The following is a 15,056-nucleotide window of genomic DNA, read 5'->3' as shown; positions in this document are numbered from 1 at the left end:
TGATTTTCTTATGGAAACGTGAATGAGCAACATCATCATCGTCATCAACGGCCCCAATCTCAACATGCTGGGAAAAAGGGAACCGGGTATCTATGGTGGCAAGACGCTGAAGGACATCGAGAATGATTGCCTTCAAGCCGGTGCCGATCTCGGTTTCGCAGTGGAATTCCGCCAGTCCAACCACGAAGGCGTGCTGGTGGACTGGTTGCAGGAGGCGGGCGAGCGGGCGGCAGGCGTCGTCATCAATCCCGGCGCCTACAGCCACACATCCATCGCGTTGCATGACGCCATTCGCGCGATTTCCACGCCCGTCGTGGAAGTGCACATTTCCAACATCCACGCCCGCGAAGAGTTCCGTCACAAATCGATGGTATCACCCGCGGCAAAGGGCATGGTCTGCGGTTTCGGACCATATGGATACATCATGGCGCTTCACGCGCTGAAAAACATCACGGCATAAAAAGAAACAAAGAATAGGGTTTGTCATGTCTGAAAAGAAACAGGGTATCGACAAGGAACTGATCCGCGAACTCGCGAATATCCTCAACGATACCGACCTTTCGGAAATCGAAGTGGAGCAGGACGACCTGCGCATCCGCGTTTCCCGCGCCGCTCCCGCCGCCACGGTCTATGCCGCAGCGCCTGCTGCCTATGCGCCCGCACCGGCAGCAGCCCCCGTTGCTGCACCGGCCGCAGCCGCGCCGGCCGCCCCTGCGGCCTCCGCAGCGCCTGCCCGCAACCCGGCCAACACCGTGTCGTCGCCGATGGTCGGTACGGTCTATCTGTCGCCTGCCCCGGGCGCACGTCCCTTCATCGAAGTGGGTGCAACCGTCAAGGAAGGCCAGACCATCCTCATCGTCGAAGCCATGAAGACCATGAACCAGATCCCGGCTCCCAAGTCCGGCAAGGTCGTGGAAATCGTCGTCAACGACGCTCAGCCCGTGGAGTATGGCGAAGCCCTCGTGGTCATCGAATAAAGGCGGTTCAGCATGGTTTCGAAGATCCTCATAGCCAACCGCGGCGAGATCGCGCTACGCGTCCTGCGCGCCGCCAAGGAGCTTGGCATTCCGACGGTGGCCGTGCATTCCACGGCCGACGCGGACGCCATGCATGTGCGCCTTGCCGACGAAAGCGTGTGCATCGGCCCGCCGCCCTCGCGTGACAGCTACCTCAACATCCACCAGATCGTCGCGGCCTGCGAAATCACCGGTGCGGACGCCGTTCACCCCGGTTACGGCTTCCTGTCGGAAAATGCCAAGTTCGCAGACATTCTCGACGCGCACGGCATCACCTTCATCGGACCGACCGCCGAACATATCCGCATCATGGGCGACAAGATCACCGCCAAGCAGACGGCGCAGGAACTCGGCATTCCCGTGGTTCCCGGTTCCGATGGCGAAGTGAAGCCTGAAAACGCGCTCGAAATCGCCCGGACGATCGGCTTCCCGGTCCTCATCAAGGCGACGGCGGGCGGCGGCGGTCGCGGCATGAAGGTGGCGAAGACCGAAGCCGATCTGGAAGAGGCCGTTGCGACGGCCCGCTCCGAAGCGGCAGCAGCCTTCGGCAACGACGCCGTCTACATGGAAAAGTACCTCGGCAAGCCGCGCCATATCGAAGTGCAGGTTTTCGGCGATGGCGAAGGCAATGCCGTTCACCTCGGCGAACGCGATTGCTCGTTGCAGCGCCGTCACCAGAAGGTGCTGGAAGAAGCCAATTCGCCGGCCCTCACCGTCGAACAGCGCATGAAGATCGGCGAGATCTGCGCGAGCGCCATGCGCAAGCTGAAATATCGCGGCGCCGGCACCATCGAGTTCCTTTATGAAAACGGCGAGTTCTATTTCATCGAAATGAACACCCGTCTGCAGGTGGAGCATCCGGTGACGGAAGCCATCACCGGCATGGATCTCGTGCAGGAACAGATCAGGGTCGCTTCCGGCCAGGGCCTGTCGGTCACGCAGGCGGATATCGAATTCCATGGCCATGCCATCGAATGCCGTATCAATGCCGAGGACCCGCGCACCTTCGTTCCCTCACCGGGCACGCTGACCTATTTCCATACGCCGGGCGGCCTTGGCGTGCGCGTCGATTCAGGCGCCTATCAGGGCTACAAAATCCCGCCCTATTACGACAGCATGATCGGCAAGCTGATCGTTCACGGCCGCGACCGTGACGAGTGCATTCGCCGCCTGCGTCGGGCGCTGGATGAGTTCGTCGTCGACGGCATCAAGACCACGCTGCCGCTTTTCCAGGACCTCCTCGAAAACGAGGATATCCTGAACGGCGATTACGACATTCACTGGCTGGAAAAATATCTGGCCGGTGACGCGTCTCACTAAGACGATATGGTTGGGCGGCGCAGCAGAAATAACGGCATAACGGTCGATATCCTGCTGCGCGCCTATTCCGCCGGCCTGTTCCCAATGGCCGATTCGGCTGACGATCCCGAGCTTTTCTGGGTCGAGCCGGAAATTCGTGGAATCATCCCACTCAATGGTTTTCACGTTTCCAAAAGCCTCGCCAAGGCGATGCGCAGGAAGCCGTTCGAGATTCGCTTCAACACCGCCTTCGAAGCGGTGATGGCCGGATGCGCGGCGGAAGCGCCGGACAGGCCGAGCACCTGGATCAACGCCACCATCCGCAGGCTCTATACCGAGTTGCACCAGATCGGCCACGCCCATAGTGTCGAGGCGTGGGAGGGCGAGGAACTTGTCGGCGGGCTCTACGGTGTCTCGCTCGGTGCCGCCTTCTTCGGTGAGAGCATGTTTTCCCGCCGCACCAATGCATCGAAGATTTGCCTCGTGCATCTGGTCGAGCGTTTGCGGCAGCAGGGATTTACGCTGCTCGACACGCAATTTACGACCGAACATCTGAAGACATTCGGGGCAATCGATATTCCAAAGTCGGAATATGCCACGATACTTGAAGCGGCTGTCGACAGGCCGGATGTGCCCTTCGAAAAATTGTCTGCGCAAGAAAATCCACGCTGAAAACAACCTGAGATTTTGCTTGCAACCCTCAAAAACATGACCTATCCGATCATGATATATGGTTCACCGGGGGATTGTCATGCGCTGGATTGCGGCCTTGTTATTGATGTTGGCGCCGGCGGCGAATGTCACCGCTGCCGAACAGCGCCCGAACCCTCAGGCCGCCTGGCGAAGCGAAATTTCCCGAGCCTTGACGGGCGTAACCGGCCGCCCGGAATTCAAGGTTGTGCGGACGAACAAGAAGCAGGTGCTCCTTGTTACTTTCCGTGTTGACCCGACGGGAAAGATGCAGGCTGTTCAGGTCAAAAACATAAGGGATAGCACCTATCAGACAAGAACGGCCGTGAAGAGGGCATTTTCTGAAATCAGGTTCCCCTCGCCTCCCGCCAGCGATCAGCCCAATAAGTTCACCGTTCCGATCGTGATCGAGCCCGAACTGACGCGGGAGGAAATGATCGAACAACTGGAAAGCAAAAGCAAAGCCCTGGCCGATTTGGCCGAGAAGCTCAGACGCCAGAAATAGGCGGGGTCGTGGGTTAATTACTTGCTTGCCGTAGAGGGAGCGGGAACTTCCGAGTCCTGCTTGCAGCCCGTCAGCCACACGTCGTAGATCGGGTGTTCCACGGCGTTGAGGCCGGGGCTGTCGGCGAACATCCAGCCCGTGAAAATCCGCTTGATCTTGCGGTCGAGCGTGATCTCATCGACCTCGACAAAAGCGTCGATCTTCTGGGTTTCCGTCTGGTCGCGGGAATAACAGACTTTCGGCGTCACCTGAAGCGCGCCGAACTGCACTGTCTCGTCGATATAAACATCGAAGGAGGTGATGCGGCCGGTGATCTTGTCGATGCCGGAAAACACCGCCACGCGGTTTTCGAGACGAGCAGCAGAAACGGGCGAAATGAGGATGACAGCAGAGACCGCTGCAAACAGCGAGACTGTCAGCGCACGCAAAGAACGATCCCGCGTGAATTTCCTCATACGATATGTCTCCAAATATTTGCCTGTGTCGAACCGCCGACCGGATCAACGCCTAAGGGCGGAATGTGGCAAAAACCGGTGAGGCCGGATGCAAGCGCGGCGTTTTGCACAACACCGCGCATCACAAGATGCTTAGTTGCCGGGGGTCCAGGCGTCGTAGTCGCCGGTCACGCGCGGGCGCTCGCCGGCCACGGCCAGCGATCCCTGCGGGCGATAGGCCTTGGACGAACCGGTGAGGTTCGGCTGGTGCGGCTTCTGCCAGTCGCGCGCAACGTAGCTTTCCTGGCTCGGCGGCACGTCGGTGCGGTAATGCATCCAGCCATGCCAGCCGGGCGGAATGGCCGACGCTTCGGCATAACCGTTATAGATCACCCAGCGGCGCGGCATGCCCCAGGAGGTGGTGCCGCCTTCGTAATAGGTGTTGCCCAACTCGTCCTGTCCTACCTTCTTGCCGAAACGCCAGGTATGAAACCGCGTTCCGATCGTCTGGCCGTTCCACCAGGTGAAGATTTGCGTCAGGAGAGTCTTCATTCTACGTTCCTCGGGCTTGAATGCGCCGCAGCGATTTTCCGTGCACGGCACAAGACATGCTTATGCCGCCCCTCACGGCAATTGTCCAGCATTTCGAGATATATCCGCGCTATTTCAGCTTCATCCTGAAGCCTAAATGCCGCTTCTCGAAACCCAGCCGCTCATAGAAGCGGTGAGCGTCCAGCCGCGCCATGTTGGACGTCAGCTGCGCGGCGTTCAGGCCCTGACGGCGAGCTTCTTCCAGGCAATGATTGATCATCACCGCGCCGATGCCGCGACCGCGCATGTCGGCGCGCGTCTGCACCGCCTCAATCACCATGGACTTTGCCCCTCGCCCGACGAGCTTGGTCAGGATCGCCGTCTGGAAGGTGCCGACCACCTCGCCATCCAGTTCGGCCACATAGAGCGTTTCGCTCGGCGATGCCTCGATGGCGCGGAAAGCGGCGAGATAATCCGGCTGCGCCGATTCTTCTGCCGTATCCCCGTGGCCGCCGATCTCGTCAGCGGCAAAAATGGCGGCGAGCGCCGGAAGATCGTCTTCGCGCGCCGTGCGGATGATCAGCTTCTGCAATGTCTCATTCATCGGGTCAGGCTCTTTTCCATAACGATGCCGGGCAACCCCTCGATGCCCGCCATGCGCTCGATTCGGTCCACCTCGACAAATCCGACGCCTTCATAAAAGGCGATTGCGACAGTATTTTTAGGTTCGACTTCCAGCCGCATGATTTCCGCATCCGGAAAGCAGGTTTCCAGTTCGGCGAAGAGATCGCGGCCGATGCCCTGCCGCTGGAGGTCGGGCGCGACATAGAGCTGGTGCAGCAGGGCCGTCTTCGCCATTTTGGTGGACATGGAGCCATAGGCCATGCCGCCGATCCGCTTGCCGTCGTCAGCCACCAGAAACTCGCCGCCCTTTTTCTCGATGCGGTCCTTCATGGCCCGCGGCGAATGCCATGCAAGGATCAGCTGGTTCACCTTGTCCACGCCGTAGAGCGCATCATAGGTCGCGTGCCACGTCGTCGCGAGCAGGGTGCGCACCGGCTCGATGTCACGCAGGCTTGCCGTGCGGATGAAGAACATGATTTGGCTCCGTCTTGAAACAGAAATGCCGGGCGTTGATCCCGGCAGAAGTGATGTCGGTCCCTCGTACTTCACGTCATCCTCGGGCTTGTTCCGAGGATATGAGCACGTTGGACCTGGTGCGTCGTTAGATCCTCGGGTCAAGCCCGAGGATGACGGATGAGAGCTTTCTGCCTCAATGCCTCTTTCGGGGCCACGAGGCAAACTCCGCTTACTCTTCCTCGATACCGAGCTTGGCCTTCACCAGCGCCTGCACCGCCTGCGGGTTGGCCTTGCCGCCCGTTGCTTTCATGACCTGACCGACGAACCAGCCGGCGAGCGTCGGCTTTGCCTTGACCTTCTCGACCTGATCCGGGTTCGCGGCGATGATCTCGTCCACGGCCTTTTCGATGGCGCCGGTATCGGTCACCTGCTTCATGCCGCGCGCCTCGACGATTTCCGCCGGGTTGCCGCCCTCGTTCCAGACGATCTCGAACAGGTCCTTGGCGATCTTGCCGGAAATGGTCTCGGCCTTGATGAGATCGATGATGCCACCGAGCTGTTCTGGCGAAACCGGCGTCGTCTCGATGTCCTTGCCGAACTTGTTGAGCGCGCCGAGCAGATCGTTGATGACCCAGTTGGCGGCAGCCTTCGCATCGCGACCGGCGGCGACGGCCTCGTAATAATCGGCAATCGCCTTTTCCGAAACGAGGATCGAAGCGTCATAGACCGACAGGCCAAGATCGGCCACGAAACGGGCCTTCTTGTCGTCAGGCAGTTCCGGCAGGTCGACCTTCAGCGCTTCGACGAAAGCATCGTCGAATTCGAGCGGCAAGAGGTCCGGATCGGGGAAATAGCGGTAATCATGCGCATCTTCCTTGGAGCGCATGGAGCGCGTCTCGCCCTTGCCGGGATCGAACAGGCGGGTTTCCTGATCGATCACGCCGCCATCTTCCAGAATTGCGACTTGGCGGCGCGCCTCATATTCGATAGCCTGACCGACGAAGCGGATGGAGTTGACATTCTTGATTTCGCAGCGCGTGCCGAAACCTTCGCCCGGACGGCGCACGGAGACGTTGACGTCGGCGCGCATCGAGCCTTCATCCATGTTGCCGTCGCAGGTGCCGAGGTAACGCACGATGGAACGCAGCTTGGTGAGATAGGCCTTGGCTTCGTCCGACGAGCGCATGTCCGGCTTGGAGACGATTTCCATCAGCGCCACGCCCGAACGGTTCAGATCCACGAAGGACATGGTCGGGTGCTGGTCATGCATGGACTTGCCGGCGTCCTGCTCCAGATGCAGACGCTCGATGCCGATCTCGATATCTTCGAAATTGCCCTGGCGGTCCGGGCCGAGCGAAATGGTGATGGTGCCCTCACCAATGATCGGGTCCTTGAACTGCGAAATCTGGTAGCCCTGCGGCAGGTCCGGATAGAAGTAGTTCTTACGGTCGAAGATCGAGCGATGGTTGATCTTCGCCTTCAGGCCGAGACCGGTGCGCACCGCCTGCTTCACGCATTCCTCGTTGATGACGGGCAGCATGCCGGGCATGGCGGCATCCACCAGCGACACGTTGGAATTCGGCGCATTGCCGAAAGTGGTCGAAGCACCGGAAAACAGCTTGGAATTGGAGAGAACCTGCGCATGCACCTCCATGCCGATCACGATTTCCCAATCGCCGGTGGCGCCGGGAATGAAGCGTTTCGGGTCGGGGGTGCGCACGTCTACAAGGGTCATCTGAAGCTCACGATATACGGGTTCTTTGGCCTTGGTGGGTAGAACAAATGGAGCGCGGGCGCAAGACATCTTGCACCCTCTCACGCCAGGCCCGGGATTTTCGCCGATACAGGATACGCGTTTTTTACGCTTCCCGGTTTCAATTCACGTCATGGTGACGATCGCTCTCTGTTTCATAACCTATATCGCCTTCAATCTTTTCGTCTTTCTTGTCTATTGGTGGGACAAGGAAGCGGCGAGAAATGGCGCATGGCGCATCCGGGAAAGCACACTCTTATCGCTTGCGCTCATCGGCGGCAGCCTGGGCGCGATCTCGGCACAACGGCTGCTTCGGCATAAAACGCGCAAGGAACCGTTCCGCAGCATCCTGATATCGATCGTGATATTGCAGGCAGGCCTTGTCGTATCGCTCGCGATCATGCCGGACTGGCCGATGCGGCTGGTGGGGGCTCTGCAAACTCTGTCTCAGAAAGCCGGCCCATAAAGACCGCTCTCGACCTCGGCCAATTGCTTCTGCAGGCCTACCGACTGCACTTCGCGGTCGAGTTTCGGCGCATAGGAGACGGAGAGCCAGCGGACGCTATAGCCATGGTGGCGAAAAAAGGCGACGGCCGGCTCATTCTGGGCATGGGTTTCAAGCCGGATGGTCTCGAACCCCCTGTCCTCTATCAGCCTTTCGACATCGCCCAACAGGTGGGTGCCGACCCGCCGGCGCTGAAAATCAGGATCGATCCAGAAATCGGAAATCGTCTCGTCGAAATGCTCCCGCGCCGCCCAACCCGCAACCGAGCCGCCACACTCCGCCACCCTGATCGCCAGCCATGACGAGCGGGTAAAATTGGAAAAGGCGCTGGCCGCATTGTCATAAAGGGTCGGGGTGATGCCGAGAGCCGCGGTTGCCTGCCGCCATGCCCTGAGGCCGATGGCCGCCAGAACCTCCGCTTCCTGCTCATGCGCATTGCGAATGACGATCAAGCCGCGCCCTCCATGGCCGTTGAAATTAAACCATTGCCAGGGCGATTCGACCAGCATGGTTTTCTCGCGCCTGGCGGGACTTGACCGCCTTGGCTTTGCCCGCTACCCAAAAGGAGCAAGAACGGAGTTTTTATGTTCGCTCAATCGGAGTCCCGGTAAAGGCCCTGCCCGCAAGTTTATTGCGCGCCGGGCCATGCTGAAACCGAGCCGGATGCCTTAACCGCACCCGGATTTGCTTTCACGCGTCTATATGACGCCGACCGGACTTCCAAAAATGGACATTTCCCGCGCCGAACAGCGCATTCTTCACCTGCTCGCCCAGGGCGGCAGAATTGAACTCGTTCGAGACGACGCCCACAAAATCGAAAAACTCGCGCTCTACACGCGTGACGGCTGGATTTTCAGCGGCCTCGATCTCCTCACCTTCCGCAAGCTGAAACGGAAGAGAGCCATCGCCTCTTCCGGCGGCAAGCCCTACCGCATCACCACGCGCGGGCTGGAACTCGTGCGGGGCGAGCTGGACAATAGATAAATCAACCGGGCGGCGGCAGCGCTGTCGCCCGGCATTTCGCCGAGAAGCCGCTGCGGCCGTAAGAGCGGGTTATGGCGAGAGCCTGCGCTCTAGCTTCACCTTCTCGAGTTCGACTTTCATGATGTCGGACCATTCCATGCCGTGCCAGACGATCTCAAATCCGCAACGCTCGTAAAGACCGATGGCTGCGCGGTTTCTGGCGTGGGTGTCGATGGTGGCAAGCGGCAGGCCTTGCGCGCGCATCCTGTCGAGAAAATGAAGGATCAGGGCTTTGCCGATCCCCTTGCCCTGCCAGTTCGGGTCCACCCAGAGATCGGAAATGTGATGCGGTGCCTTATCGCACGCTCCCCAGCCGGCAACAACGCCGTCCATTTCAGCGACGACAATATCACCGGTCGGAGACTTGGCGAAACTCTCGAATTCGCACCTCACCCGCTCGATGACATCAGGATCGAGATAGCTGTCGTCGAAGGCGTCACCGGAACGCCATGCCGCAAAACCGACGAAGCCGACCGCACCGCGGTCGGCTTCGTTCATGTCTCGTAGCTTTAGGCTTTTCACCACCATTTGGCGGGGGTGAACTTGCCGGCTGCCTGCTCGATGGCATGCGCCGTCTTGAACAGCGTTTCTTCCTCGAAAGGCTTGCCGATGAGCTGCAGGCCGAGCGGCAGGCCCCTGCCGTCGAGACCGGCCGGAACCGAAAGGCCCGGAAGACCGGCCATGTTGACGGTGATGGTGAAAACGTCCTGCAGGTACATCTTCACCGGATCGGAGGCGAGTTCCTCGTCGCCGACTGCAAAGGCGGAAGACGGTGTGATGGGGGCGAGAATGGCGTCGACGCCCTCGTGGAAGACGTTTTCGAAGTCGCGCTTGATGAGGGTGCGGACCTTCTGCGCCTTCAGGTAATAGGCGTCGTAATAACCGGCCGACAGCACATAGGTGCCAACCATGATGCGGCGCTGCACTTCCTTGCCGAAACCGGCGGCGCGGCTCTTTTCGTACATGTCGGCAATGTCCTTGCCGTCGACGCGCAGGCCGTAACGGACGCCGTCATAACGGGCAAGGTTGGACGAGGCTTCCGCCGGCGCGACGATGTAATAGGCAGGCAGCGCGTATTTGGTGTGTGGCAGCGAGATATCGACGACCTCGGCACCGGCATCGCGCAGCCACTCGACGCCCTTGGCCCAGAGCTTTTCGATTTCTTCCGGCATGCCGTCGACGCGATATTCCTTCGGAATACCGATCTTCAGGCCCTTGAGCGACTGACCGATGGCCTTTTCGTAGTCCGGCACCGGCAGGTCGACGGAGGTCGTATCCTTGGCGTCGACGCTCGCCATGGTCTTCAGCAGGATCGCGGCATCGCGCACGTCACGGGCAATCGGGCCTGCCTGATCGAGCGAAGAGGCATAAGCGACGATGCCGAAGCGCGAGCAGCGGCCATAGGTCGGCTTGATACCGACGGTGCCGGTGAAGGCCGCCGGCTGGCGGATGGAGCCGCCGGTATCGGTCGCGGTGGCGCCGGCGCAGAGATGCGCGGCCACGGCTGCGGCCGAACCGCCGGAGGAGCCGCCGGGCACCAGCTTCTGGTCGGAGCCATTGGCGCGCCACGGGTTGATGGCCGGGCCGTACCAGGAGCTTTCATTGGACGAGCCCATGGCGAATTCGTCCATGTTGAGCTTACCGAGCATGACGGCGCCCTGATCCCAGAGGTTCTGGGTGACGGTGGATTCATATTTCGGCTTGAAGCCATCGAGAACATGCGAACACGCCTGGGTGTGCACGTCGCGGGTGGCGAAAAGGTCCTTCACGCCAAGCGGAACGCCCTCCAGCTCGCCAGCCTTGCCGGCGGCGATGCGTTCGTCGGAGGCTTTCGCCATATCGCGCGCCTTTTCAGGCGTCAGCGCGACATAGGCGTTCAGCGCGCCGTTCGCCGCATCGATGGCGGAGAGATAGGCGTCGGTCAGCTCGAGGGCGGAAAATTCTTTGGCCTTCAGCTTTTCGCGGGCTTCGGCAATGGTCAGGCTCGTCAGGTCGGTCATGGTCGGCAACGGCTTTCGAAATCTTGGAAAAATCGGGCGGCAGAGGCGGTCGCTTATTCGACCACTTTCGGGACCATGAAGAAGTCCCGGTCGGTCGCGGGCGCATTGGCGACAATGTCTTCCGCCTTGTTGCCGTCGGTCACCACGTCGGCGCGTTTTTTCATCTCCACCGGGGTCACCGAGGTCATCGGCTCAACGCCGTCGACATTCACTTCCGAAAGCTGCTCCACGAAACCGAGAATGCCGTTCAGCTGGCCGAGCATATTCTGTGCTTCTTCTTCGCTGACTGCGATACGGGCAAGGCGCGCAACGCGCTTTACGGTGGCGAGATCGACGGACATGGTTCTACTCCGGTCAGAATTTTCCTACCCGCTATAATCACCATGTCCGCCATTCGCAACGGTAGAAAGCATGTCGCATCAAACTGTGTAACGGTTTTGCCGTCACGACATGCGTAAAAGCGAAAGGTCAGAAGGACAGCGCATCGCCCGGCTTGGGCGTGTGGACGCGTGCTTCCGATCCTTCCATGCCTGCCACGAACTTATCCGGGGTCTGGTCGATGATCGGGAAGGAACCGTAATGGCAGGGAATGACATTGCCGAAATTGAAGAAGCGCTGGCAGGCGAGCGCGGCGACGGCTCCGCCCATGGTGAAGCGGTCACCGATCGGCACGAGGCCGATATCCGGCTGATGCAGTTCATTGATGAGCTTCATGTCGGAAAAGATGTCGGTGTCGCCCATGTGATAGACGGCAGGGCCGTCTTCGAAATGCAGCATCAGACCGTTGGCATTGCCGAGCGAATGGGAGACGCCGTCTTCGGTGATCTGGGCGGAAGAATGCAGCGCATTGGTGAAGGTGACGGAAAAACTGTCGAAATGCACCGTGCCGCCGGTATTGCCCATATCGACCTTCGCGACGCCCTTGGCGGAAAGCCAGGCGGCAAGATCGGCATTGGCAAGAACCGTCGCGCCGGTTTCGCGGGCAAGCTGCACAGTATCGCCGACATGGTCGCCATGGCCGTGGGTCAGGAGAATATGGGTGATGCCTTCGGCCGCCGTCTTTCCGTCCTGCCCGGCAAAACCGGGGTTGCCTGTGAAGAACGGATCGATGAGGATCTTCGCGCTGCCGTTTTCGAGGCGGAAGGCGGAATGGCCGAGCCAGGTGATTTTCATGGGAAGTTCTCCTTTGTATTGCCGGTATATTATGACATAGGACGGCCTGAACAACCGCACTACCAATATTTAAGAGAGGCGACCATGGCCGCAAATGATGACGAGTACGTGTATGACGAGGCGACCGGTGAATGGCGACCGGCCTCCGAGCTGGCTGCAGAAGCGGCGCGCGCAAATGAAGTGCGCGATGCGGCGGGCAATGTGCTGACGGATGGCGATTCCGTCACCCTGATCAAGGATTTGAAGGTCAAGGGCACCAGCACGGTCATCAAGCAGGGCACAGTCATCAAGTCGATCCGCCTGACCGATAATCCGGAAGAGATTGATTGCAAACATGATGCGGTGAAGGGTCTGGTGCTGCGCACCGAATTCGTCCGCAAACGATAAAGGCAACTCGCGACATGGCAACACTCACCATTGAGGAACTGGCGCAGGCGCTTCAGCCGGGACAGGCGATTGCCGGCCTCGACCTTGGCACGAAGACGATCGGACTTGCCATGTCGGACCTGTCGCGGCGTTTCGCAACGCCGCGCCCCGTCATCAAACGGGTGAAATTCACGCAGGATGCGGAAGTGCTGCTGGCCTTCGCCGAAAAGGAAAAAGTTTTCGCCTTCATCATCGGTCTGCCGATGAACATGGATGGTTCGGCCGGTCCCCGCGTTCAGGCGACGCGCGCCTTCGTGCGCACCATGGGCGAAAAAACCGCCCTGCCCTTCATTTTCTGGGATGAGCGGCTTTCGACGGTCGCGGCCGAGCGCGCATTGCTGGAAATGGACGTCTCACGCGCAAAGCGCGCCGAACGGATCGATTCGGCAGCCGCAAGCTTCATTCTTCAGGGCGCGCTGGACAGGCTTTCCGCACTCACCCGCGCGGCCGACTGACGGCCCTGCCACCACGCCGCAATCTGCTTTCTCTTGCGGAAGGCGAGAATCGCAAAAACGATCAGGCTGTCGACGGCGATGGCGCGCGCCACCAGCGGCGGCAGGCTTTCCGGCGGCAGGCCGAGAATATTGCCGTAAATCTCGAACACCAGATCATGGGTCTGGCGTGTGAGCATGTAGAAGCCGAAGCTCATGTCGTAATAGGAAAGCCAGTACCAGCTGCCCAGCAGCGCGACGGGACCGGCCCAGAGGATCAGAAACCACTTCATGCCGCCTGCCCCCGCACAAACATCGTATCGGGAACGCCGGCAAGCACCGCCCAGCGCACCACGGCCATAAGGCAGAGGTTCAGCGCCGGCGCGTCGATATCCAACGGCAGCATCACAAAAAACGTCATCATGACGCCTAAAGCTGTCCAGCGGCTCACTTGCGGCTCCCTTATGCGCAATCATTGCGCATGGTTAACATTTCGTTAATCCACACTGGACCGGCAGCCATGGCGAGGCAAATGAAAGCTGTCATTATGGTTAACGACGGGCGGCCGGCATGTGGAAAAGAACGTGATCGCGTGAACGGCCGGATGCGCCGGGCGGTTGCCGGCCCGGTGAAAACATGACTGATTTTTCTTTAATGCGCAGGCCCGAGCGCGACTGCTTTCCACCTGCGGAAACCGGTTCAGCCGTAAACGCCGCGCACCAGCCTTTTGACGGCAGTGGCGATCTTGTCCCAGTCCCGGTCCGATTTGAGCGGTACGCCAGCGAACTGACCGCTGGTGGCAGCGGAAATGACGAGGTGCTGAATGGCGGCGAACAATACGGCGTTGACCGCCGCTGTATCCACCCCCTTCGGCGCCGCCAGCGAACCGCGCATACGCTCCAGCCATTTGCCCAGCGACTTGGCGCGGGCTTCGGCCAATTGGCGCACCTGCGGCGAACCGTCAGACACTTCCCAGGCGATGATCTTGCAGACGAGAGGATCGCTGCGCAGCGCATCCATGAAATAAAGCGCGAGCTTTTCCATGAGGTCGCCATAGGTCAAAAGGAACATGCCGCCGGTATCTTCCGGAATGCGATCCTTCACCCAGGAACCGAGGTCCTCGCCGATCGCCTCGATCAGGCCATCGAGGCCGCCGAAATAACGGTAGATGAGCTGCTTGTCGCAGCCGGCGCGGCGGGCAACGGCATTGATGCCAAAACCCTGAAATCCCTCTTCGGCAAGCAGCGACCGCGCCGCATTAAAAATCGCCTTCTCGGTCTGAGCGCGATCCTTAATGCGCTTTTCCGGTCTGTCGGCTGAAATCGCCTCTGCGGTCGCCAGCATGATTCCCTACCCGTTTTCTGAAAGGCCTTCCTCAACGGGTTAACAAAGCATGAAGGGAAGAACAACGTGGCAGGGCGGATGAGGAGAAGGTTCTTGTGGATGAAGGGTACGCCATGCCGTTTCCGGCACGCGCCGGAAAAGCATCCACGCATTTTCAGGCGCTGACATCTCCATAGTCAACCGGGAGATGCCGCTCGATCTCCATGGAATCATGAAGAATGCGACCGATGCCCACCAAATCGGGATTCAACACACGATAAAGCAGCAGATGCCTCGGATATTTAACCAGGCCGGTTTCACTTCTCGCCCGCTCCCGGCTGTAACGGAGATGGTAGCTGCGCACATCGTCTGCCACTTCCGGGCGGAGACTTGTTCCGGAGCGAAACGGATCCCGCGCAACATCACGCAGCGCCGTGACAAGCAATTTTTCGTAGCGTTTTCTCGCTGCGACCCCAAATGTCGCGTGGGTCCATCCAAGAATTTCAATAATGTCCGATTGCGCGGCTTCGGACAGACGATACTTCGTCATGCCTTATCAGATTTGGCAAGGCGCGCTTCAGCGTCGCGTCCGAGAGCGGAAATGAAGTCGTCGAGATCATCATCCGCGACATCCGTAAAACGGCCTTGATCCAGGTCGGCGAAGCCCTGTTGCGCCGCCACCCTCAAGGCTTCCAATCTGGTCACCTCAAGGCGCTCGCGCCTTTCGATCAATCGTAAGCCCTCGCGCAGCACTTCGCTGGCATTTTGATAGCGGCCAGATTTAACGAGTTCGTCTATGATCTCTTCGTGATGCTGTGTCAGAACGACGTTACGCGTTGGCATCGGAGCCTCCACCAGACACTAGAA

At 59.7% G+C, this 15,056-nt stretch carries 24 protein-coding genes; 9 read left to right on the top strand and 15 right to left on the bottom strand.

Going from position 1 to position 15,056, the window contains the following annotated elements:
• Nucleotides 1-22: 22 nt before the first annotated feature.
• The 5 genes from aroQ to I3J13_RS01005 all read left to right on the top strand — a co-directional run bounded on the left by aroQ (nt 23) and on the right by I3J13_RS01005 (nt 3,510).
• A complete protein-coding gene (aroQ, locus tag I3J13_RS01025) occupies nt 23-460 on the top strand; it encodes a type II 3-dehydroquinate dehydratase (RefSeq protein WP_077982408.1) in 438 nt (145 codons plus the stop codon).
• A 25-nt stretch (nt 461-485) separates the two neighbouring features.
• Complete coding sequence (accB, locus tag I3J13_RS01020) at nt 486-977, top strand: acetyl-CoA carboxylase biotin carboxyl carrier protein (protein WP_059752742.1); 492 nt, start codon at nt 486-488, stop codon at nt 975-977.
• Between the two features lie 12 nt (nt 978-989).
• Nucleotides 990-2,336: an acetyl-CoA carboxylase biotin carboxylase subunit gene (gene accC, locus I3J13_RS01015; protein WP_080817145.1), complete on the top strand. Its 1,347-nt coding sequence runs from the start codon at nt 990-992 to the stop codon at nt 2,334-2,336.
• Nucleotides 2,337-2,342: 6 nt separating this feature from the next.
• Complete coding sequence (gene aat / locus I3J13_RS01010; protein WP_196377739.1) at nt 2,343-2,987, top strand: leucyl/phenylalanyl-tRNA--protein transferase; 645 nt, start codon at nt 2,343-2,345, stop codon at nt 2,985-2,987.
• 79 nt (nt 2,988-3,066) lie between these two features.
• Entirely contained in the window at nt 3,067-3,510 is a 444-nt protein-coding gene (locus tag I3J13_RS01005) for a hypothetical protein (RefSeq protein ID WP_236000791.1), read from the top strand.
• Between the two features lie 17 nt (nt 3,511-3,527).
• On the opposite strand, the gene I3J13_RS01000 is transcribed toward I3J13_RS01005, so the two are convergent.
• The 5 genes from I3J13_RS01000 to gatB form a co-directional block, all read right to left on the bottom strand.
• Nucleotides 3,528-3,965: a DUF2155 domain-containing protein gene (locus I3J13_RS01000; RefSeq protein WP_003521462.1), complete on the bottom strand. Its 438-nt coding sequence runs from the start codon at nt 3,963-3,965 to the stop codon at nt 3,528-3,530.
• A gap of 132 nt (nt 3,966-4,097) precedes the next feature.
• A complete protein-coding gene (locus I3J13_RS00995; protein WP_003521463.1) occupies nt 4,098-4,496 on the bottom strand; it encodes an NADH:ubiquinone oxidoreductase subunit NDUFA12 in 399 nt (132 codons plus the stop codon).
• A gap of 109 nt (nt 4,497-4,605) precedes the next feature.
• Nucleotides 4,606-5,079, bottom strand: coding sequence for a GNAT family N-acetyltransferase (locus I3J13_RS00990; protein ID WP_196377737.1), 474 nt, complete (start codon nt 5,077-5,079; stop codon nt 4,606-4,608).
• The gene (locus I3J13_RS00985) at nt 5,076-5,573 is read right to left on the bottom strand and encodes a GNAT family N-acetyltransferase (RefSeq protein WP_196377736.1); all 498 of its coding nucleotides are present in this window, start codon (nt 5,571-5,573) and stop codon (nt 5,076-5,078) included. Before I3J13_RS00985 ends, I3J13_RS00990 begins: the two co-directional genes overlap by 4 nt.
• A gap of 211 nt (nt 5,574-5,784) precedes the next feature.
• Complete coding sequence (gatB, locus tag I3J13_RS00980; protein WP_196377735.1) at nt 5,785-7,290, bottom strand: Asp-tRNA(Asn)/Glu-tRNA(Gln) amidotransferase subunit GatB; 1,506 nt, start codon at nt 7,288-7,290, stop codon at nt 5,785-5,787.
• 151 nt (nt 7,291-7,441) lie between these two features.
• Between gatB and I3J13_RS00975 the strand changes: the two genes are divergently transcribed.
• A complete protein-coding gene (locus I3J13_RS00975) occupies nt 7,442-7,774 on the top strand; it encodes a DUF1294 domain-containing protein (protein ID WP_196377734.1) in 333 nt (110 codons plus the stop codon).
• Here the strand turns inward: I3J13_RS00975 and I3J13_RS00970 are convergent.
• Nucleotides 7,756-8,265, bottom strand: a complete 510-nt coding sequence (locus tag I3J13_RS00970) for a GNAT family N-acetyltransferase (protein WP_196377965.1) — start codon at nt 8,263-8,265, stop codon at nt 7,756-7,758. The genes I3J13_RS00975 and I3J13_RS00970 overlap by 19 nt on opposite strands.
• A gap of 274 nt (nt 8,266-8,539) precedes the next feature.
• Between I3J13_RS00970 and I3J13_RS00965 the strand changes: the two genes are divergently transcribed.
• Nucleotides 8,540-8,797: a YjhX family toxin gene (locus I3J13_RS00965; protein WP_003521470.1), complete on the top strand. Its 258-nt coding sequence runs from the start codon at nt 8,540-8,542 to the stop codon at nt 8,795-8,797.
• 69 nt (nt 8,798-8,866) lie between these two features.
• Here the strand turns inward: I3J13_RS00965 and I3J13_RS00960 are convergent, their stop codons facing one another.
• From I3J13_RS00960 to I3J13_RS00945, 4 genes are all read right to left on the bottom strand, one after another.
• Entirely contained in the window at nt 8,867-9,334 is a 468-nt protein-coding gene (locus I3J13_RS00960) for a GNAT family N-acetyltransferase (protein WP_196377733.1), read from the bottom strand.
• Between the two features lie 20 nt (nt 9,335-9,354).
• A complete protein-coding gene (gatA, locus tag I3J13_RS00955; RefSeq protein WP_196377732.1) occupies nt 9,355-10,836 on the bottom strand; it encodes an Asp-tRNA(Asn)/Glu-tRNA(Gln) amidotransferase subunit GatA in 1,482 nt (493 codons plus the stop codon).
• 53 nt (nt 10,837-10,889) lie between these two features.
• Complete coding sequence (gene gatC, locus I3J13_RS00950) at nt 10,890-11,177, bottom strand: Asp-tRNA(Asn)/Glu-tRNA(Gln) amidotransferase subunit GatC (protein WP_003496362.1); 288 nt, start codon at nt 11,175-11,177, stop codon at nt 10,890-10,892.
• Between the two features lie 127 nt (nt 11,178-11,304).
• Nucleotides 11,305-12,009: a metal-dependent hydrolase gene (locus I3J13_RS00945; protein WP_196377731.1), complete on the bottom strand. Its 705-nt coding sequence runs from the start codon at nt 12,007-12,009 to the stop codon at nt 11,305-11,307.
• 84 nt (nt 12,010-12,093) lie between these two features.
• Here I3J13_RS00945 and I3J13_RS00940 point away from each other — a divergent pair, with 84 nt between their 5' ends.
• Together I3J13_RS00940 and ruvX are read left to right on the top strand one after the other, a co-directional pair.
• Nucleotides 12,094-12,396, top strand: a complete 303-nt coding sequence (locus I3J13_RS00940; protein ID WP_196377964.1) for an alkylphosphonate utilization protein — start codon at nt 12,094-12,096, stop codon at nt 12,394-12,396.
• A 14-nt stretch (nt 12,397-12,410) separates the two neighbouring features.
• Nucleotides 12,411-12,890 carry a Holliday junction resolvase RuvX gene (ruvX, locus tag I3J13_RS00935; RefSeq protein WP_003521476.1) on the top strand — a complete coding sequence of 160 codons (480 nt, stop codon included), beginning with the start codon at nt 12,411-12,413 and terminating at the stop codon, nt 12,888-12,890.
• On the opposite strand, the gene I3J13_RS00930 is transcribed toward ruvX, so the two are convergent.
• From I3J13_RS00930 to I3J13_RS00915, 5 genes are all read right to left on the bottom strand, one after another.
• Entirely contained in the window at nt 12,842-13,159 is a 318-nt protein-coding gene (locus tag I3J13_RS00930) for a DUF6105 family protein (protein ID WP_003521478.1), read from the bottom strand. The genes ruvX and I3J13_RS00930 overlap by 49 nt on opposite strands.
• The gene (locus tag I3J13_RS25650; RefSeq protein ID WP_020808936.1) at nt 13,156-13,317 is read right to left on the bottom strand and encodes a hypothetical protein; all 162 of its coding nucleotides are present in this window, start codon (nt 13,315-13,317) and stop codon (nt 13,156-13,158) included. Before I3J13_RS25650 ends, I3J13_RS00930 begins: the two co-directional genes overlap by 4 nt.
• A gap of 248 nt (nt 13,318-13,565) precedes the next feature.
• Nucleotides 13,566-14,210 (bottom strand): TetR/AcrR family transcriptional regulator, encoded by a 645-nt coding sequence (locus I3J13_RS00925; RefSeq protein WP_003521480.1) that lies wholly within the window; start codon nt 14,208-14,210, stop codon nt 13,566-13,568.
• A gap of 154 nt (nt 14,211-14,364) precedes the next feature.
• Nucleotides 14,365-14,739 (bottom strand): type II toxin-antitoxin system RelE/ParE family toxin, encoded by a 375-nt coding sequence (locus tag I3J13_RS00920; protein WP_020808935.1) that lies wholly within the window; start codon nt 14,737-14,739, stop codon nt 14,365-14,367.
• Nucleotides 14,736-15,032 carry a type II toxin-antitoxin system ParD family antitoxin gene (locus I3J13_RS00915; RefSeq protein WP_020808934.1) on the bottom strand — a complete coding sequence of 99 codons (297 nt, stop codon included), beginning with the start codon at nt 15,030-15,032 and terminating at the stop codon, nt 14,736-14,738. Before I3J13_RS00915 ends, I3J13_RS00920 begins: the two co-directional genes overlap by 4 nt.
• Between the last annotated feature and the right edge of the window lie 24 nt (nt 15,033-15,056).

Source organism: Agrobacterium leguminum, from assembly GCF_015704895.1.
Taxonomy (GTDB): Bacteria; Pseudomonadota; Alphaproteobacteria; order Rhizobiales; family Rhizobiaceae; genus Agrobacterium; species Agrobacterium leguminum.
Note: the sequence above shows the minus strand (reverse complement) of the source record. Positions and strands in the feature narration are given on the sequence as shown.

Coding starts and splice junctions, on each gene's coding strand:
- aroQ (WP_077982408.1), top strand. CDS start 23: ATGAGCAACATCATCATCGTCATCAACGGCCCCAATCTCAACATGCTG.
- accB (WP_059752742.1), top strand. CDS start 486: ATGTCTGAAAAGAAACAGGGTATCGACAAGGAACTGATCCGCGAACTC.
- accC (WP_080817145.1), top strand. CDS start 990: ATGGTTTCGAAGATCCTCATAGCCAACCGCGGCGAGATCGCGCTACGC.
- aat (WP_196377739.1), top strand. CDS start 2,343: ATGGTTGGGCGGCGCAGCAGAAATAACGGCATAACGGTCGATATCCTG.
- I3J13_RS01005 (WP_236000791.1), top strand. CDS start 3,067: ATGCGCTGGATTGCGGCCTTGTTATTGATGTTGGCGCCGGCGGCGAAT.
- I3J13_RS01000 (WP_003521462.1), bottom strand. CDS start 3,965: ATGAGGAAATTCACGCGGGATCGTTCTTTGCGTGCGCTGACAGTCTCG.
- I3J13_RS00995 (WP_003521463.1), bottom strand. CDS start 4,496: ATGAAGACTCTCCTGACGCAAATCTTCACCTGGTGGAACGGCCAGACG.
- I3J13_RS00990 (WP_196377737.1), bottom strand. CDS start 5,079: ATGAATGAGACATTGCAGAAGCTGATCATCCGCACGGCGCGCGAAGAC.
- I3J13_RS00985 (WP_196377736.1), bottom strand. CDS start 5,573: ATGTTCTTCATCCGCACGGCAAGCCTGCGTGACATCGAGCCGGTGCGC.
- gatB (WP_196377735.1), bottom strand. CDS start 7,290: ATGACCCTTGTAGACGTGCGCACCCCCGACCCGAAACGCTTCATTCCC.
- I3J13_RS00975 (WP_196377734.1), top strand. CDS start 7,442: ATGGTGACGATCGCTCTCTGTTTCATAACCTATATCGCCTTCAATCTT.
- I3J13_RS00965 (WP_003521470.1), top strand. CDS start 8,540: ATGGACATTTCCCGCGCCGAACAGCGCATTCTTCACCTGCTCGCCCAG.
- I3J13_RS00960 (WP_196377733.1), bottom strand. CDS start 9,334: ATGAACGAAGCCGACCGCGGTGCGGTCGGCTTCGTCGGTTTTGCGGCA.
- gatA (WP_196377732.1), bottom strand. CDS start 10,836: ATGACCGACCTGACGAGCCTGACCATTGCCGAAGCCCGCGAAAAGCTG.
- gatC (WP_003496362.1), bottom strand. CDS start 11,177: ATGTCCGTCGATCTCGCCACCGTAAAGCGCGTTGCGCGCCTTGCCCGT.
- I3J13_RS00945 (WP_196377731.1), bottom strand. CDS start 12,009: ATGAAAATCACCTGGCTCGGCCATTCCGCCTTCCGCCTCGAAAACGGC.
- I3J13_RS00940 (WP_196377964.1), top strand. CDS start 12,094: ATGGCCGCAAATGATGACGAGTACGTGTATGACGAGGCGACCGGTGAA.
- ruvX (WP_003521476.1), top strand. CDS start 12,411: ATGGCAACACTCACCATTGAGGAACTGGCGCAGGCGCTTCAGCCGGGA.
- I3J13_RS00930 (WP_003521478.1), bottom strand. CDS start 13,159: ATGAAGTGGTTTCTGATCCTCTGGGCCGGTCCCGTCGCGCTGCTGGGC.
- I3J13_RS00925 (WP_003521480.1), bottom strand. CDS start 14,210: ATGCTGGCGACCGCAGAGGCGATTTCAGCCGACAGACCGGAAAAGCGC.
- I3J13_RS00920 (WP_020808935.1), bottom strand. CDS start 14,739: ATGACGAAGTATCGTCTGTCCGAAGCCGCGCAATCGGACATTATTGAA.
- I3J13_RS00915 (WP_020808934.1), bottom strand. CDS start 15,032: ATGCCAACGCGTAACGTCGTTCTGACACAGCATCACGAAGAGATCATA.